The 16,308-nt window shown below is 72.5% G+C and carries 14 protein-coding genes; 6 read left to right on the top strand and 8 right to left on the bottom strand.

Features of this window, described 5'->3' with window-relative positions:
• Positions 1-13: 13 nt before the first annotated feature.
• Both DK419_RS05550 and DK419_RS05545 read right to left on the bottom strand, forming a co-directional pair.
• Positions 14-1,351, bottom strand: a complete 1,338-nt coding sequence (locus tag DK419_RS05550; protein WP_109958205.1) for an MFS transporter — start codon at positions 1,349-1,351, stop codon at positions 14-16.
• Positions 1,352-1,428: 77 nt separating this feature from the next.
• Complete coding sequence (locus tag DK419_RS05545) at positions 1,429-2,292, bottom strand: shikimate dehydrogenase (RefSeq protein ID WP_109958204.1); 864 nt, start codon at positions 2,290-2,292, stop codon at positions 1,429-1,431.
• Between the two features lie 183 nt (positions 2,293-2,475).
• On the opposite strand from DK419_RS05545, the gene DK419_RS05540 reads away from it, so the two are divergent.
• Positions 2,476-4,395 carry a bifunctional sugar phosphate isomerase/epimerase/4-hydroxyphenylpyruvate dioxygenase family protein gene (locus DK419_RS05540; protein WP_109958203.1) on the top strand — a complete coding sequence of 640 codons (1,920 nt, stop codon included), beginning with the start codon at positions 2,476-2,478 and terminating at the stop codon, positions 4,393-4,395.
• A 43-nt stretch (positions 4,396-4,438) separates the two neighbouring features.
• Here the strand turns inward: DK419_RS05540 and DK419_RS05535 are convergent, their stop codons facing one another.
• Positions 4,439-5,098 (bottom strand): YoaK family protein, encoded by a 660-nt coding sequence (locus DK419_RS05535; protein WP_109962144.1) that lies wholly within the window; start codon positions 5,096-5,098, stop codon positions 4,439-4,441.
• A 16-nt stretch (positions 5,099-5,114) separates the two neighbouring features.
• On the bottom strand, positions 5,115-7,871 hold the full coding sequence (locus DK419_RS05530) for a bifunctional acetate--CoA ligase family protein/GNAT family N-acetyltransferase (protein WP_109958202.1): 2,757 nt from the start codon (positions 7,869-7,871) through the stop codon (positions 5,115-5,117).
• A 277-nt stretch (positions 7,872-8,148) separates the two neighbouring features.
• Between DK419_RS05530 and DK419_RS05525 the strand changes: the two genes are divergently transcribed.
• The 4 genes from DK419_RS05525 (at position 8,149) to DK419_RS05510 (ending at position 10,945) form a co-directional block, all read left to right on the top strand.
• Positions 8,149-8,475 carry a hypothetical protein gene (locus DK419_RS05525; protein ID WP_109958201.1) on the top strand — a complete coding sequence of 109 codons (327 nt, stop codon included), beginning with the start codon at positions 8,149-8,151 and terminating at the stop codon, positions 8,473-8,475.
• Between the two features lie 148 nt (positions 8,476-8,623).
• A complete protein-coding gene (locus tag DK419_RS05520) occupies positions 8,624-9,523 on the top strand; it encodes a peptidylprolyl isomerase (RefSeq protein WP_109958200.1) in 900 nt (299 codons plus the stop codon).
• Between the two features lie 116 nt (positions 9,524-9,639).
• A complete protein-coding gene (locus tag DK419_RS05515; RefSeq protein ID WP_245442839.1) occupies positions 9,640-10,506 on the top strand; it encodes an AraC family transcriptional regulator in 867 nt (288 codons plus the stop codon).
• Positions 10,507-10,537: 31 nt separating this feature from the next.
• A complete protein-coding gene (locus DK419_RS05510; protein WP_109958198.1) occupies positions 10,538-10,945 on the top strand; it encodes a DUF2000 domain-containing protein in 408 nt (135 codons plus the stop codon).
• An 8-nt stretch (positions 10,946-10,953) separates the two neighbouring features.
• Here the strand turns inward: DK419_RS05510 and DK419_RS05505 are convergent, their stop codons facing one another.
• Positions 10,954-11,385: a MarR family winged helix-turn-helix transcriptional regulator gene (locus tag DK419_RS05505; RefSeq protein ID WP_109958197.1), complete on the bottom strand. Its 432-nt coding sequence runs from the start codon at positions 11,383-11,385 to the stop codon at positions 10,954-10,956.
• A 79-nt stretch (positions 11,386-11,464) separates the two neighbouring features.
• Between DK419_RS05505 and DK419_RS05500 the strand changes: the two genes are divergently transcribed.
• Entirely contained in the window at positions 11,465-13,252 is a 1,788-nt protein-coding gene (locus DK419_RS05500; RefSeq protein ID WP_109958196.1) for a chloride channel protein, read from the top strand.
• A gap of 35 nt (positions 13,253-13,287) precedes the next feature.
• Here the strand turns inward: DK419_RS05500 and DK419_RS05495 are convergent, their stop codons facing one another.
• Genes DK419_RS05495 through DK419_RS05485 form a run of 3 tightly spaced genes read right to left on the bottom strand, consistent with a single transcriptional unit; the run spans position 13,288 to position 16,102 of the window.
• Complete coding sequence (locus DK419_RS05495) at positions 13,288-13,776, bottom strand: Lrp/AsnC family transcriptional regulator (RefSeq protein ID WP_109958195.1); 489 nt, start codon at positions 13,774-13,776, stop codon at positions 13,288-13,290.
• Positions 13,777-13,827: 51 nt separating this feature from the next.
• The gene (locus DK419_RS05490) at positions 13,828-14,751 is read right to left on the bottom strand and encodes an ROK family protein (protein WP_109958194.1); all 924 of its coding nucleotides are present in this window, start codon (positions 14,749-14,751) and stop codon (positions 13,828-13,830) included.
• A gap of 4 nt (positions 14,752-14,755) precedes the next feature.
• Positions 14,756-16,102, bottom strand: a complete 1,347-nt coding sequence (locus DK419_RS05485; protein WP_109958193.1) for a dicarboxylate/amino acid:cation symporter — start codon at positions 16,100-16,102, stop codon at positions 14,756-14,758.
• Positions 16,103-16,308: the final 206 nt, after the last annotated feature.

Genomic DNA, 16,308 nt, shown 5'->3' with positions numbered 1-16,308 from the left:
GAGCGAGGCTGCGTCACCGCTTGCCCAAGCTCTCCATCGGCGTGCGGTAGGTCTCCCGCGCCGTGAAGATCGACACCGCGGCGATCGCCGCCGTGGCGGTGACGAAGGTCGCCACCGGGACCCAGCCGGTCGGGCCGGTGCCGAGCAGCGAGGCGCTGATCACCGGGGCGAAGCCGCCGAGCGCGAAGCCGATCTGGGTGCCGATCGCCATGCCCGACAGACGGACCTTGGTGTCGAACATCTCGCCGTAGAGCGACGGCCACACCCCGTTGGCGGCGCTGTAGACCACGCCCGAGAGCAGGATGCCGAAGGCGAAGATGAGCGGAAGGTTGCCCTGGCTGATCGCCCACATGTAGGGCCAGATCAGCGCGGCCGAGCCCAGCGCCCCGAAGATGAAGACCGGGCGGCGGCCGATGCGGTCGGCGAGCGCCGCGAAGGCCGGGATCGCGCCGAGCGCCACGATGTTGGCGAGGATCAGCACGGTCAGCATCATCGACCGGTCGATCTTCATGGTGTTGACGGCGTAGGACAGGGTGAAGACGCTGAAGATCGTGCTCACCACCGAGACCAGCGCGGCGAAGATCACCCGCAGCACGTCGTCCCACTGCTTGCGGAACAGGACCGCGACCGGCAAGCCCTCCTTCTCGAGGGTGTGCGCCTGCTGCTCCTTCTCGAAGACCGGGGTCTCCGGCAGGGTGCGGCGGACCCAGAAGCCGACCGCGACGACGAGGGCGCTGAGGAAGAACGGGATGCGCCAGCCCCAGGACAGCATCTGCGCCTCGGGCAGCTGCGTGACCGGCAGGAAGACGAGCGTCGCCAGGATCAGCCCGGCCTGCGTGCCGCTCAGGGTGAAGCTGGTGAAGAAGGCGCGCCTGTTGGCGGGCGCGTGCTCGAGGGTCATCGAGTTGGCGCCGGCCTGCTCGCCGGCGGCCGAGATGCCCTGGAGCAGGCGGGCGATGACGAGCAGGATCGGCGACAGGATGCCGAGCTGGTCGTAAGTGGGCAGGCAGCCGATCATGAAGGTCGAGATGCCCATCAGGAGCAGCGTGAAGGTGAGCACCTTCTTGCGGCCGAAGCGGTCGCCGATATGGCCGAGCGCCACCGCGCCGAGCGGCCGGGTGATGTAGGCGACGCCGAAGGTCGCGAACGAGGCGATCGCCGCCGCCTGCGGGTTGTCGGGCGAGAAGAACAGCTTCGGGAAGATCAGCGCCGCGGCGGTGCCGTAGATGAAGAAGTCGTAATACTCGACCGCGCTGCCGATCCAGCTCGCGAGGGCGGCCTTCTTCGGAGTCTTCACGGCCTCGGGCTCGGCGGCGGCGCTGGCGGCCGCCGGAAAGGCGGAGGAGGTCATCGGGCGTTTCCTGTGGTGGGGAGAGGGAGGAGACGGGCCCGTTGTCTCGGGCCGCATGGATTCGGATCGGGGGAGGCTCAGGCCGTCCGGCCGAGCTCGGCGAAGTGGCGGAGCATCCGCTCCGGATCCGGGGTCAGGCCGGTGATGAGCCGGAACGCCTCGACCGCCTGGAACACCGCCATGCCGCCGCCGTCGAGGGTGCGGCAGCCGATCCGCCGCGCCTCGCGCAGGAGCGCGGTCTCGAGCGGGAAATAGACGATCTCGGCGACGAAGAGCTTCGGATGCAGGTATTCCGCCGGCAGCGGCAGGCCTGGATACTTGTCCATACCGGTCGGCGTGCAGTGGACGAGGCCGTCGGCCGCCGCCACCTCGGCGGCGAGGTCGGTGCAGGCCCGCGCCCGGCCGGCGCCGAAGCGCTCGCAGAGCGAGGCCGCGACCGAGGCGGCGCGAGCCGGGTCGATGTCGTTGAGGACGAGGTCGCGCACGCCGAGGGTCAGCAGCGCGTGGGCCACCGCCGCGCCGGCGCCGCCGGCGCCGAGCTGCACCACGCGGTCCAGGGCCACGTCCGGCAGGCCGCGCCGGAACGCCTCCGCGAAGCCCCACCAGTCGGTGTTGTGACCGACCCGCTTGCCGTCGCGCAGCACCACGGTGTTGACCGCGCCGAGCGCCGCCGCGTCGGGCGACAGCTCGTCGAGATGGGCGAGCACCGCCTGCTTGCAGGGATGGGTGATGTTGAGGCCGGAGAAGCCCATCCGCTCGGCGGCCTGCAGCAGCTCGGGCAGCGCGTCGGCACCAAGGCCGAGCTTCTCGAGGTCGATCTTCTGGTAGACGAGGCGCAGGCCCTGCGCGTCGCCCTCGTGCTCGTGCATCGCCGGGGTGCGGGAGGCCTGGATGCCGTTGCCGATCAGGCCGGCCAGGACGGATTGGGGGGCAGCACCCATGATGCGGGCTCCTCTCTAGCGTTCCTCGGATGGCGCGATTGCGACGCGCTTGAATCCAAATGTACGAACCAGTACGTTCATGTCAACCTGGAAATGCCGCAGGCGTCAGGCCGCCGCTCCGGGCTCGACGGCGCCGGCCCCGTTTGCGATGAGAGCCGGCACGAACGGATGGGAGAGGGCGCGATGAGGAAGGCGATCGCCACGGTGTCGGTGAGCGGCACGTTGATCGAGAAGCTGGAGGCGATCGCGGCGGCGCGCTTCGACGGGGTCGAGATCTTCGAGAACGACCTCCTGTTCCACACCGGCGCCGCCCGCGACGTGCGCCGCTACGCCTCCGACCTCGGCCTGTCGATCGACCTGTTCCAGCCCTTCCGCGATTTCGAGGGCGTGTCGGACGAGCAGCTGAAGCGCAACCTCGACCGGGCGGAGCGCAAGTTCGACCTGATGGAGGAGCTCGGCGCGCCGCTGATCCTCGTCTGCTCGAATGTCGGCACGGAGGTGTCCGACGACGATTCCCGGATGGCCGACCAGCTCTACCAGCTCGCCGAGCGGGCGGCGAAGCGGGGCCTGAAGATCGGCTTCGAGGCCCTGTCCTGGGGCACGAAGGTGCGCACCTTCGACCGGGCCTGGGGCATCGTCGAGCGGGCGAACCACCCGCATCTCGGCCTGATCCTCGACAGCTTCCACACGCTGGCGCTCCCCGACGACTGGTCGGGCATCGCGGCGCTGCCGGGCCAGCGGGTGTTCTTCGTCCAGCTGGCGGATGCGCCGCGCATCGGCATGAACCCGCTGACCTTGAGCCGCCACTTCCGCTGCCTGCCGGGCCAGGGCGACCTCGACGTGCCGGGCTTCCTCCAGGCGGTGCTGGCCTGCGGCTATACCGGCACGATCTCGCTCGAGATCTTCAACGACGACATGCGCGCCGCTCCCCCGCGCCAGACCGCGGCCGATGGCCACCGCTCGCTGCTGTTCCTGGAGGAGCGGGTCCGGCGCACGGACGAGGCCGCCGCCCTGGCGCCCTCCCCCGTGAAGCGCCCCCGCCGCCGGGTCGAGCTGTTCGATCCGCCGCTGCCGCCGGCGATCGCCGGCCACCGCTTCATCGAGGTGGCGGTGGACGAGCGCTGCGAGGGCGCGCTGGCGCGGCTGCTGGGCCAGCTCGGCTTCGCGCGGCTCGGCCGGCACCGCAGCAAGGCGGTGACGCTCTACGGCCAGGGCGAGATCCGCATCGTGCTCAACCGCGAGCCGGATTCCTTCGCCTCGTCCTACTTCCTGATGCACGGCCCCTCGGTCTGCGCGCAGGCCATCGCCACCGACGACGCGCTCGCCGCGCTCGGCCGGGCCGAATCCTACGGCGCCGCCCGCTTCGGCGGCCGGATCGGGCCGGACGAGAACGCCTTCCCGTCGATCCGGGCGCCGGACGGCAGCCTGATCATCCTCACCGACCCGCAGACCGGGGGCGATTTCGAGCGCGACTTCGTGATGGACGAGGGCGCGGAGCCGGCGGGGTTCCTGACCCGGGTCGACCACGTGGCGCAGGCCCTGCCCGAGGGCCAGCTCGATTCCTGGGTGCTGTTCTACCGCGCGGTGCTCGGCCTCGAGCCGGAGGACGTGGTGGTGCTGCCCGACCCCTACGGGCTGGTGCGCAGCAAGGCGATGTCGAACGCCGAGCGGACCATGCGGCTGCCGCTCAACATCTCGGAGAGCCGCAACACCGCCACCGCCCGGCTGGTGACGAGCTTCGCGGGAGCGGGCGTCCACCACATCGCGCTCGCCACCGACGACATCTTCGCGGCGGCGCAAGCCCTGAAGGCCGCAGGCGCGACGCTGCTGCCGATCCCGGCGAACTACTACGACGACGTCGCCGCCCGCTTCGGCCTCGACGACGCGACCATCGCCCGGATGCAGTCCCTGAGCATCCTCTACGACCGGGTCGGCGACGGCGAGTTCCTGCAATTCTACACGACGCCGTTCGAGGAGCGGTTCTACTTCGAGGTCGTGCAGCGCAAGGGCGGCTACGACCTCTACGGCGCGCCGAACGCCCCGGTGCGGATGGCGGCGCTCGCGGCGTTGCGGGGCCCGAACCTGTCGCAGGTGCTGCGGTAGGGGCGGTGCGGCGGGGGGCTCGGTCCCGCCCCCCGCTCTCCGATCACGCGGTCGCGCCCCGTCGCACCGCCCGCCCGACCGCGACGGCGAGCACCAGCCCGACCCCGGCGACCGCCGCCGCCAGCGCCGCGAGCCCGTAACTCCGATACGCCAGGGCTCCCGCCACCGCGCCGCCGACGAGGGCGAGCCAGGTGCAGGCATCCGGCACCCAGCCGAGCGCCGGGCCGGTCCTCGTCGCGGCCTGGGCGAGGGTGTGGCTGAGGCTGAACAGGGTGCCGGTCACGAAGGTGACGCCGGGGCGAAAGCCCGCGCTCCGGCGGAGCGCCGCGTTCTGCGCCCCCATGGCGGCGGCAAGCAGCGGCGGCGCCGGCCCCTGGACCGGGCTCACCGCCATGAGGAGCGCGACCGTCAAGAGGCCGAGTTCGAGGCCGAGCACCGCGACGGGGCCCCAGCGTCCGGGCAGGCGCAGCGAGACGAGGCTGCCGGCAAAGCCCCCGCCAAGGAAGCACGCGAACAATAGGCCGATCTCCCAGGCGACCGGGTGGCCTGCTTGCGCGAGCGAGACCGCGAACTGGGTCGAGTTGCCGCTCATGAACGAGGTGTAAAGCCCGTCGAGCCGCAGGAAGCCGACGGCGTCGACGTAGCCGGCGGCGGCGGTGAGGAGCAGGCCGCCGGCGATGTCGGTGGGAGGGGTGTCGCGCATGAAGCCGTGACGGGTCTCAAGCTTCGGGTGCGGCACTCTCCTCCGTGAGCGCGCGGCGCACCAGCATCAGGTCGGGGTCGGAGGGGTCCGTCCTCACCGTAAAGCCGAGCTTGCGGCACATTGCCAGCATGGTGGTGTTCTCGCGCAGCACCTGCCCCTCGACGTGGCGCAGACCTTCGGCCCTGGCCCAGTCGAGCATCAGCGCCATCAGCGACCAGCCGAGGCCGAGCCCCTTGAGGTCGGAGCGGACCAGGATCGCGTATTCCCCGGTCTCATGGTTGGCGTCGGCGTGGAGGCGCACCGCCCCCATCATCGTGCCCGTCGCCTCCTCGATCGCCACGAAGGCGACGGCGCGGGCGTAGTCGAGCTGGGTGAGCCGCGCCAGGAAGGCGTGGCTGAAGTCGCGCACCGGCGCGAAGAAGCGCAGGCGCAAGTCCTCGGCGCTGACTTGGCCGAAGAACGCCTCGAACAGCCCCTCGTCCTCGGCCCGCACCGGCCGCACCAGGATTCCCTGGTCGTCGAGGGTGATGCGCCGCTCCCAGGCGCGCGGATAAGGCCGCACGGCGAAGCGCGCGTGGCTGGGACCCGCGCCCGCGTCGCGCCGGCGCTCCGGCGGCAGGGGCGCCACGGCGGCGCGCGCGTCGAGGGCGATGACCCCGTCGCGATCGGCGAGCAGGGGGTTGATGTCGAGCTCGCGCAGCTCCGGCAGGTCGGCGGCGAGCTGGCCGAGCTTGACCAGCACCAGGGCGACCGCCGCCTCGTCGGCGGCGGCCACGTCGCGATAGGCCTTGAGCCGGCGCGCCACCCGGGTCCGGCCGATCAGGTCGGCGGCGAGCCGCCGGTCGAGGGGCGGCAGCGCCAGCGCCCGGTCGTCGATCACCTCGACGGCGGTGCCGCCGCGGCCGAACACCACGACCGGGCCGAAGACCGGATCGTCGACGAGGCCGGCGATCAGCTCCCGCCCTTCCGTGCGCCGCAGCATCGCCTGGACGACGAAGCCGGTGATCCGGGCGTCGGGCCGCTCCCGCGCCACCCGGGCCCGCATCTCGCTCGCGGCCTCCCGCACCGCCGCCTCGCTGGTGAGCCCCAGCCGCACCCCGCCGACGTCGGACTTGTGCACCACGTCCGGCGAGGCGAGCTTGAGCGCCACCGTGCCGCCCGCCGCGATGATCGGCCAGGCGGCCTCCGCCGCGGCGTCGGCGTCGGGCGCGAGGGTCACCGGCTGGGCCGGGATGCCGTAGGCGGCGAGCAGGTCCGCCATCTCGCGCGGGTCGAGCCAGGTGCGCCCCTCGGCGAGCACGCGATCGACGATCGTCCGGGCGGCGCCGGCATCCGGCACGAGGTCGTCGGGCAGTACCGCCGGGGTGGTGGTGAGGTCGTCCTGCGCCTCGCGGTAGCGCACGAGGTGGGTGAAGCCCTCGACCGCGTCGGCGTCGGTGGCGAAGCGCGGGATGCCGGCCTGGCTCAGGATCTCGCCGGCGGCCTCGTCGCCGACGGTGACGGCGAAGACCGGCCGGGCCCGGAAGGCCCCTTTCCGGCCGCGCCCGACCGCCTCGACGATCTCGGTCGCGACCGCGCTGCCGCCCGACAGGGCGGTCGGCACGTTGATGACCAGCACGGCGTCGTTGCCGCGGTCGGCGATCAGCGCCTCCAGCGCCGCGGCGTAGCGCGGGCCGTCGGCGTCGGCGCCGATATCGACCGGGTTGCGCCAGGCCTCCGCCTCGGTCCCCGGCACCGCCACGGCCAAGCGCTCGCGGGTCGTCTCGGAGAGGCTCGCGAGCGTGCCGCCGAGATCGAGGAGCCGGTCGACCGCGATGGCGCCGACGCCGCGGCCGTTGGCGAGGATCGCCAGGCGCCGGCCGGGGAACGGGCGCTGGCGCCCCAGCGTCTCGACCGCCGAGAACATCTCGTCGAGGTCCTGCACCCGCAAGAGGCCGGCCCGCCGGAAGGCGGCGTCGTAGACCGCGTCGGTCCTCGCCAGCGTTCCGGTATGCGTGCTGCCCTGTTGGGCGGCGGCCCGTCCGTCGATCGCCCGCGCGGTGTCGTGGCGCCCTGAGCGCAGCACCACGACGGGCTTTGCCCGCGCGGCCGCCCGGGCCGCCGACATGAATTTCGGCGCGTCCGTCACGCTGTCGATCGAGAGCACGATCGCCCGGGTGCGGATGTCGGCGGCGAAGTGGTCGAGGCAATCGGCGATGTCGACGTCGATCGCGTTGCCGAGCGAGACGATACCGGAAAAGCCGGTGCCGCGCGCTTGCGCCCAGGCGACGATGCCGGCCGCGACCGTGCGCGACTGCGAGATCAGCGCGAGGTCGCCGGGGAGCGGCGCCCGGGCGAGCAGGCTGGCGTTGAGGGAGGCGGCCGGCACCGCCAGGCCCATGCTGTCGGGCCCGACGAGGCGCAGGGAATGGCGCCGCGCCTCGTCCCGCGCCGCCTCGGCGAGCGAGCCCGGTCCGCTGCCGAGGCCGGTGGTGATGATCACCGCCGCGCCGCAGCCCCGGCGGCCCGCCGCCGCCACCACCTCCGGCACCGTCTCGGGCGGGGTGACGATCACCACGAGGTCGGCGGGCTCGGGCAGGTCGGCGAGGTCGGCGAAGGCCTGCACGCCGTCGACGCTGTCGTGGCGCGGGTTCACGGGCCAGATCGGGCCCGCGAACCCGGCCTCGCGCAGGTTGCGCAGGATCGCGGCACCGAAGGCGTTCGGCCGCGCGCTCGCGCCGACCAGCGCCACGGAGCGCGGGCTGAGGAGCCTGTCGAAGCGATAGGTGCTCATGCGGGTCTCATGGGCCTCCGGGCTTCACGGGCGTCCGGGTCCGCGGCGGGTGCGGCGTGGTCCCGGCGACAGGACTCATCAGGACCCGCAGGTAGGGCGGCGGCGCCCGGAGGTCACGCCGGACCGCGCAGGATGATCTGAAGTGCTAACGTTTGATTGTGCAATGCAACATAATTCTATTGCGCTGCATCATAATGAAGGGTTAGTTGAGGCCTCCCGGCGAATCCCGGCTTTCCGGACGCGCTCCTCGCGCCGGACAGAACCCCCAGGACCACCGATGCGTCTCCTCGCCCTCACCGCTCTCGGCCTCGTCCTCGCGACCGCGTCGGGCGCCTCCGAGCTGAACCCGCGCCAGGCCCACAGCCTCGATCTCGGCCCGGTGCGCGGCTCGGCCTACTACACGGTCGAGAAGGACGGCCTGCGCGTCGTCGCCACGCTCGCGCCGTCCGAGACCGCGGCCGCGACCCCGCTGCGTGTCATCACCACGCTCGCTTCCGATCAGGTCGTCAGCTTCTCGGTGCCCGGCACCCGGGACGGCGCCGCTGCGTCCGTGGCCTTCGCCCGCCGCGGCGACCGGGTCGAGGTCGCCTCGACCGGCTACTGAGCCCTCGCCCCCTCGGATCACGGATCCGTGGGGGCGCCGCCCGTTGCTGCCGCTGCGGCGCGCGGGGTGCTTGTCTTGTCGGCCGATCTTTGCCACCTGTCCGCCGGTCTTACGACCGACTTCGCGCACGGGCCCCAAGGATCACGCCATGCCGACCCTCTCCCCCCTCTGGCGCAACGGCGCGCTCGCCCTCGGGCTCCTCCTGCCGGGCGCGGCTCTCGCCCAGGCGCCGGCGCCCGCCGCCGCTCCCGCGGCCGCTCCGGCTCCCGCCGCCCCGTCGCCCGACACGGTCGTCGCCAAGGTCAACGGCGCGCCCATCACCGCCGGCGACCTCGCGGTGGCGGCCGACGATCCGGCGCTGTCGCTGCCCGGCGTCGACGAGGCGCAGAAGAAGGGTCTCCTCGTCGACTACATGGTCGATCTGAAGATCGGCGCCCAGGCGGCCGAGAAGGCCAAGGTCGGCGACAACCCGGACTTCGCCCGCAAGCTCGCCTATTTCCGCGACAAGCTCCTCCTCGACGAGTACCTCGAGCGCGAGGCCAAGAAGGCGGTGACCCCGCAGGCCGAGCGGGCCCTCTACGACGAGACCGTCAAGGCGATGAAGCCCGAGGAGGAGGTTCACGCCCGCCACGTCCTCGTCGACAACGAGGCCGAGGCCAAGAAGATCGCCGCGCGCCTGAAGGGCGGCGAGGACTTCGCCAAGGTGGCGGCCGAGACCTCAAAGGATCCCGGCTCCAAGGCCGAGGGCGGCGACCTCGGCTGGTTCACCAAGGAGCGGATGGTCGCGCCCTTCGCCGACGCGGCGTTCAAGCTCGAGGCCGGCAAGATCTCCGATCCCGTGAAGACCCAGTTCGGCTGGCACGTCATCAAGGTTGAGGAGAAGCGCACCAAGCCGGTGCCGAGCTTCGACGAGATGAAGGAGCAGGTCGAGGCCTACCTCACCCGCAAGACGCAGCAGGACATCATCACCAAGCTGCGCGAGAGCGCCAAGATCGAGAAGACCGCGGCGGCGCCGGCCGCGCCGAAGGCGGACGAGAAGAAGAACTGATGCGGTCCGCCTGAGGCGGGACGCGGCCCTCGGAGCGCGCTCCGGGGGCCGTTCGCGTCGGATGCGCGGGCGCGCCGGCGTCGGGGTCGAGGATGAGGGGATCGGGTACGACCGCCGTGGCACGAGGTCCGGGCGACGACCGCCCGCCGCCCCGCGACTTCATGCACCTCCGGCGCGACGCCGCGAGCGGCGTCGAGGCGGTGACGGCGCGGTTCCTCGGCCACGCCTACGACATGCACCACCACGACGAGTGGCTGGTCGGCGTGACGCATGACGGCGTCCAGGACTTCTACTGCCGCGGCGCGCGCCGGCAGAGCACGGCCGGGCGGGTGATCCTGATCGAGCCCGGCGAGCGCCACGACGGGCAGGCCCTCCGCGAGCCGGGCTTTCGCTACAGCATGCTCTACCTGCCGCAAGCCTGGGTCCGCCGCGAGATATCCGGCAGCGACGCGGGAATCGGCTTTCGCCGCACGCTCGCCGACGACCGCGCCCTCGGCGACGCGATCCTCGCATCCTGCCGCGCCGTGTTCGACGCCGCCTCCCCGCTCGGGACCGACGCCGCCCTCGACCGGCTGGCCGGGGGCTTGCGCCGCCACCTCAGCCTCGCCGCTCCGGTGCCCCCGCCCGACGGCGACCCGGTGGTCGCCGAGCGGGCCATGGACTTCATCCGCGCCCACGCCGCGACGGCGTTCGGCCTCGACGATCTCGCCCGGGCCGCCGGCGCCGCGGACCGGTTCCAGCTCGCCCGGGCCTTCCGCCGGCGCTTCGGTACCGCGCCGCATGCCTGTCTGGTCGAGCTGCGCCTCGCCCGCGCCCGGGCGCTCCTGCGCGCCCAGGTGCCGCCGGCGGAAGCGGCGGCGGCGGCGGGCTTCTCCGACCAGAGCCATCTCGGCCGCTGGTTCCGCCGCGCCTACGGTCTCACCCCCGCCGCCTACCGCTCCGGGCGCACGAACGTTCCAGACGCCGCCGGAGCGCTCGGGTAGCCCTCGTGGATCACCGCGAGGGAGATCCGAGATGTTCGACACCAAGGTGGCGATCCTGGTCCGCGAGGACCTGGCCGTGTGGCAGAAGCTCAACGTCACCGCCTTCCTGGCGACCGGCATCGCCGGCGCCGTGCCCGAGGCGATGGGCGAGCCCTACCTCGACGCCGCCGGGCGCCGGCACGCCCGCCTGCTCGGCCAGCCGATGCTGATCTTCGCCGCCTCCGCCGAGGTGCTGCAGCGCGCCTGGCAGCAGGCGATCCAGCGCGACCTCACCCGCAGCGCCTACGTCCGGGCGATGTTCGAGACCGGGCACGACGCCGCCAACCGCGAGGTGTTCCGGCAGGAACCCGCCGACGCGCCCGACCTCGTCGGCCTCGCCCTGCACGGCCCGAGGAAGGACGTCGACAAGGCGACGAAGGGGGCGGCCCTGCACCCCTGAAGACCTCTTCATCCCTCGGTCGCGTGGCGGCGCATCCGGCCGAGCGCCCGCGTCAGCGCCGGCTCCAGGGTGCGCAATTCCTCCAGATGCGCCGCGGTCAGCCGCGCCAGCAGGGCCTCGGCCTTCGGCGTCGGGGTCAGGGCGACCCGGCGGCGGTCCTGGACCGAGGCGGCCTTCGTCAGGAGCCCCGCCTCGACCATGCGCGAGACGAGCTCGGCCGCCGTCTGCGGCGCGATCAGCAGCTGCTCGGCCACGAACCCGACGGTCGGCGGGCCGTCATGCCCGGCGATCGCCAGCAGCGCCTGATGCTGCTGGGCCGGCAGGCCGACCTTGCCCGCCGCCGCCTCGCTGAACGCGAGGAAGCGCCGCAGCTCGAGCCGGAACGCCGCGATCGCCGCGTATTCCTCCCGCGACAGCCCCTCTCCGGATTCCTCGCCCATCGGCCCCCCGTCCCGTTTGAAAATATCGTATTACGATATATATCGATCGGCGTCGCAGCCCACGCCCGAGCGCCGCCGCATGTCCGTTTCCCGTCAAGCCGCGCCCCCGGGGCGCCGCGCCCTCGCCGATTTCCGCGCCGACCGGCGCCTCCTCGTCCTCGTCGCCATGGCGGTCGTGATCGGCATCGCCGGCACCGTCGCCGCGTGGGGGCTTCTGGCGCTGATCGCCCTCGTCACCAACCTCGCCTGGTTCGGGCGGTTCGATGCCGGGGTCGCGTCCCTGGCGCAGGCGAAGCCCTCCCTGTGGATGGTCTGCCTTCCGCCGCTCGGCGGGCTCGTCATCGGGCTGATGGCGCGGTTCGGCTCGGAGAAGATCCGCGGCCACGGCATTCCGGAGGCGATCGAGGCGATCCTGATCGGCGGCAGCCGGATGTCGCCGAAGGTGGCGGTGCTCAAGCCGGTCTCCTCGGCGATCTCGATCGGGACCGGGGGACCGTTCGGCGCCGAGGGGCCGATCATCATGACGGGCGGCGCCCTCGGCTCGCTCTTCGCCCAGTTCTTCCACATGAGCGCCGCCGAGCGGAAGACGCTCCTCGTCGCCGGTGCGGCCGCCGGCATGACGGCGATCTTCGGCACGCCGGTCGCCGCCGTGCTGCTGGCGGTCGAGCTCCTGCTGTTCGAGTGGCGCCCGCGCAGCTTCATCCCCGTGGCGGCCGCCGCCATCACCGCGACGGTGCTGCGCCCGACCCTGTTCGGCGCCGGTCCCCTGTTCCCCTTCGCGGCCGATCCGGCCCTGCCGTGGTGGGGCCTGATCGCCTGCGCGGGCCTCGGGGTCGCGGCGGGGCTCCTGTCGGGCGTGCTCACCACGCTCCTCTACGCCTGCGAGGACGCGTTCGAGCGCCTGCCGATCCACTGGATGTGGTGGCCGGCCCTCGGCGGTGTCGCGGTCGGCCTCGGCGGCCTGATCGAGCCGCGGGCGCTCGGCGTCGGCTACGACGTCATCGCCGACCTGCTCGGCGGCAACCTCGCGCTGAAGGCCGTGCTGCTGATCCTCGTGGTCAAGGCCGCGATCTGGCTCGTCGCCCTGTCCTCGGGCACCTCGGGGGGAGTGCTGGCGCCGCTCCTGATCCTCGGCGGGGCGATGGGCTGGCTCGTCGGCACCGTCATGCCGGGCGCACCGGGCTACTGGGCGCTGCTGGGCATGGCGGCGATGCTGGGCGGCACGATGCGGGCGCCGCTCACCGGCGCGCTGTTCGCGGTCGAGCTGACCGGCGACGTCCACGCGCTGCCGGGGCTGCTCGCCGCCTCGGCGGCGGCCTACGCGGTGACGGTGCTGCTGCTCAAGCGCTCGATCCTGACGGAGAAGATCGCCCGGCGCGGCCAGCACATCACCCGCGAATACGGCATCGACCCGCACGAGTTCACCCGCGTCAAGGACGTGATGGTGCAGAATGTCGACACCCTGCCGGGCGACATGGCCGTGCCGGAGGCGGTGGCGGTCATGGAGACGGGCCGCCACCGGATCTACCCGGTCGTCGACCGGGCCGGCCGGCCGGTCGGCCTCGTCTCGCGGGCCGACGCGCTCCTGTGGAAGACCGAGGGCGGCCACGCCGACGAGCGCCTCGACGAGCGGGTGTCGGATGCCGGCCTCGCCCTCGCCCACCCGGAGGACGTCACCGCGCACGCCATCGACCTGATGCTCGCGAGCGGCCAGAGCCGGCTCCCGGTCGTCGATCCGTCGAGCGGGGTGCTGGTCGGCCTCCTCACCCGCAAGGACCTGCTGCAGGTGCGGGCGGCGTTCGGGCGGGCGGAGGCCGAGCGTCAGGCGTATTTCGCCCGACGGGCGAAGGCGGTGCAGAGCGCCTGAGGGGCGGGCTCCCGGAGACCGGGAGAGCCGGAGCCTCACTCCTTCAGATGATCCAGCGGCAGCGCCGTCGTGTACTTCACCTGATCGAGCGCGAAGCTCGACCGGATCTTCGCCACGCCGGGTATCCGGGTCAGGTGGTCGACGATGAGCCGCTGGTACTCGGCCAGGTCCTCGACGACGACGCGCAGCATGTAGTCCGCCTCGCCGCTCATCAGGTAGCACTCCATCACCTCCGGCCGGTGGCGGATGGCGTCGGAGAAGGCCTGGAGGGCGGCCTGGGTCTGCTTCTCCAGCGAGACGTGGACGAAGACGTTGACGTGGAGGCCGAGCGCCTGCGGGTCGGCCACCGCGACGCAACGCCGGATGATGCCGCGCGCCTTGAGGTCGGCGACCCGGCGCCAGCACGGCGAGGTCGAGAGGCCGACCGCCTCGGCGAGGTCGCCCATCCCGATCTCGCTGTCCTGCTGCAGGTGCTCGAGGATGCGGATCGAGGCCGGGTCGAGATCGACGGGTCTGGCCGGCACGCCGTGCCTCCTGGCGGGGAAATCGCGGTGGAAACGACCGTCTACCACGCCTCACGCGGCAGGCGCATCCCGGTCGTTCCACAGCCACGCCGCCCCGCGCACCCCCGAGGCGTCGCCGTGGCGGGCTCGCCGGATCGGGGTGTCGAAGCCGCCGCCGAAGACGTGCGGGGCGACGCGTTCGGGGAGTGCGTCGTAGATCTCGGAAATCGTCGAGAGACCGCCGCCGAGCACGATCACGTCGGGGTCGAGGAGGTTGACGACGCCCGCGATGCCGCGGCCGAGCCGGGCGAGCCAGGCCGCGAAGCTCGCCCGCGCCGCCGCGTCGCCCGCGCGCATCGCCGCCACGATCGCCTCGCCGGTCATCGCCCGGTCGGTGCGCCGGGCGTGGTCGGCGGCCAACCCCGGACCGGACAGCCAGGTCTCGAGGCAGCCGTGGCGGCCGCAATAGCAGGCCGGCCCCGGGCGCTCGTCGTCGCGGGGGGCGGGCAGCGGGGTGTGACCCCATTCCCCGGCGATGCGCAGGCGCCCCGACAGGGCCCGGCCCGCGAGCGCTATCCCTGAGCCGACGCCGGTGCCGAGGATCACCGCCCAGACCACGGCCGCCCCCTCCCCCGCCCCGTCGACGGCCTCGGAGACGGCGAGGCAGTTGGCGTCGTTCTCGAGCCGCACCGGGCGGCCGAGGATCGTCGCGAGGTCGTCCCCGAGGGCTCGTCCGTTGAGCCAGGTCGAGTTGGCGTTCTTGACCCGGCCGGTCTCCGGCACCAGGGCGCCGGGAATCCCGATCCCGACGGTAGCGCCGCCGCCGGCCTCGGCTTCGAGGCTCGCGACGAGGGCCGCGATGGCCCTGAGCGAGGCGTCGTAGTCGCCCCGCGGGGTCGCGACCCGCCGCTCGGCCCGCACCCGGCCGGTTTCGTCGAGGACGATCCCGGCGATCTTGGTGCCGCCGAGATCGATGCCGAGGCGCAAGGCCGTCATCCGGTCAGGGCGCGACCGGAACCGGCTTCTCGTCGGCGATCTCGGTGCCGATCGCCAGCGGGTTGGCCATCACCTCGCGCAGCTTGACCGGGTCGAGCTCGCCCTCCCAGCGGCTCACCACCACGCAGGCGACGCCGTTGCCGACGAGGTTGGTCAGCGCCCGGCACTCCGACATGAACTTGTCGATGCCGAGGATCAGCGCCATCGCGGCGACCGGGACCGGGTTGCCGGGGATGGCGCCGAGGGTGGCGGCGAGCGTCACGAAGCCGGCGCCGGTGACGCCGGACGCCCCCTTCGAGGTCAGCATCGCGACCGCGATGATGGTGGCGTACTGCCCGAAGCTGAGATCCGCCCCGACGGCCTGCGCCAGGAACAGCGTCGCCAGCGTCATGTAGATGTTGGTGCCGTCGAGGTTGAACGAGTAGCCGGTCGGGATGACGAGGCCGACGACCGAATCCGAGGCGCCCAGCCGCTTCATCTTCTGCATCATGTGCGGCAGCACCGTCTCGGACGAGGAGGTGCCGAGCACGATCAGCAGCTCGTCCTTGATGTAGGCCAGGAACTTGATGATCGAGAAGCCGGAGAAGCGCGCGATCAGCCCGAGCACCACCAGCACGAAGAGGAGGCTCGTGAGGTAGAAGGTGGCGACGAGGCCCGCGAGGTTGCCGAGCTTGCCGATGCCGTACTCGCCGATCGTGTAGGCCATGGCGCCGAAGGCGCCGATCGGCGCGAGCTTCACGATCATGCCGATGATGCGGAAGAAGATCTCGCCCGCCGCCTCGATGGCGTGGATCGCCGGCTTGCCGCGCTCGCCGAGGCCCGTGATGACGACGCCGGTCAGGACCGCGATCAGCAGGATCTGCAGGAGGTCGCCGCCCGCGAAGGCGTCGAAGTAGCTCTTGGGGATGATCGCCATGATGTGGGCGATCGTCGAATCGGCCTGTGCCTTGCTGGCGTAGCCGGCGACCGCCTTGGCGTCGAGCTTGGCCGGATCGACGCCGAAACCGGCGCCCGGCTGCACGATCTCGCCGACGACGACGCCGATGACGAGGGCGAGCGAGGACACCACCTCGAAGTAGATGAGCGCCTTCAGGCCGACGCGGCCGACCTTCTTGAGGTCGCCGATCGACGCGATGCCGTGCACGATGGTGCAGAAGATGATCGGCGCGATCATCATCTTGATGAGCGCGATGAAGGCGTCGCCGAGCCACTTCATCGCCTTGGCGGTGTCGGGCGCGACGTAGCCGAGCAGGACGCCGAGCGCGATGGCGATCAGGACCTGGATGTAGAGGACCTTGTACCAGGGCTGCGACGAGCCCGGGGCCGCCGCGGAGGGCGTGGCGTGCTGCATGATCGTTCTCTCCCCACGGTGCCGGCCGCTTCTCGCTCGGCCGTCGCGGTGCGGCCTTCGCCGCGTGTCTGTCGTGTGAAACCGGCCACGGCCCGGACAGTGTAGGAAGTCCGAGCCGCAAGATCCAAGTAGAAAATCAAGATTTCGCGTCGGTCATCCCCGTTCCGGCCCCTGTTGCCTTGCGGCACCCGGGACCGGCGCGGCCG

This window comes from Methylobacterium terrae (genome assembly GCF_003173755.1).
Taxonomy (GTDB): Bacteria; Pseudomonadota; Alphaproteobacteria; order Rhizobiales; family Beijerinckiaceae; genus Methylobacterium; species Methylobacterium terrae.
This window is presented reverse-complemented; position numbering and strand designations above follow the sequence as displayed.

Coding starts and splice junctions, on each gene's coding strand:
- DK419_RS05545 (WP_109958204.1), bottom strand. CDS start 2,292: ATGGGTGCTGCCCCCCAATCCGTCCTGGCCGGCCTGATCGGCAACGGC.
- DK419_RS05540 (WP_109958203.1), top strand. CDS start 2,476: ATGAGGAAGGCGATCGCCACGGTGTCGGTGAGCGGCACGTTGATCGAG.
- DK419_RS05520 (WP_109958200.1), top strand. CDS start 8,624: ATGCCGACCCTCTCCCCCCTCTGGCGCAACGGCGCGCTCGCCCTCGGG.
- DK419_RS05505 (WP_109958197.1), bottom strand. CDS start 11,385: ATGGGCGAGGAATCCGGAGAGGGGCTGTCGCGGGAGGAATACGCGGCG.
- DK419_RS05535 (WP_109962144.1), bottom strand. CDS start 5,098: ATGCGCGACACCCCTCCCACCGACATCGCCGGCGGCCTGCTCCTCACC.
- DK419_RS05485 (WP_109958193.1), bottom strand. CDS start 16,102: ATGCAGCACGCCACGCCCTCCGCGGCGGCCCCGGGCTCGTCGCAGCCC.
- DK419_RS05550 (WP_109958205.1), bottom strand. CDS start 1,351: ATGACCTCCTCCGCCTTTCCGGCGGCCGCCAGCGCCGCCGCCGAGCCC.
- DK419_RS05490 (WP_109958194.1), bottom strand. CDS start 14,751: ATGACGGCCTTGCGCCTCGGCATCGATCTCGGCGGCACCAAGATCGCC.
- DK419_RS05510 (WP_109958198.1), top strand. CDS start 10,538: ATGTTCGACACCAAGGTGGCGATCCTGGTCCGCGAGGACCTGGCCGTG.
- DK419_RS05530 (WP_109958202.1), bottom strand. CDS start 7,871: ATGAGCACCTATCGCTTCGACAGGCTCCTCAGCCCGCGCTCCGTGGCG.
- DK419_RS05500 (WP_109958196.1), top strand. CDS start 11,465: ATGTCCGTTTCCCGTCAAGCCGCGCCCCCGGGGCGCCGCGCCCTCGCC.
- DK419_RS05525 (WP_109958201.1), top strand. CDS start 8,149: ATGCGTCTCCTCGCCCTCACCGCTCTCGGCCTCGTCCTCGCGACCGCG.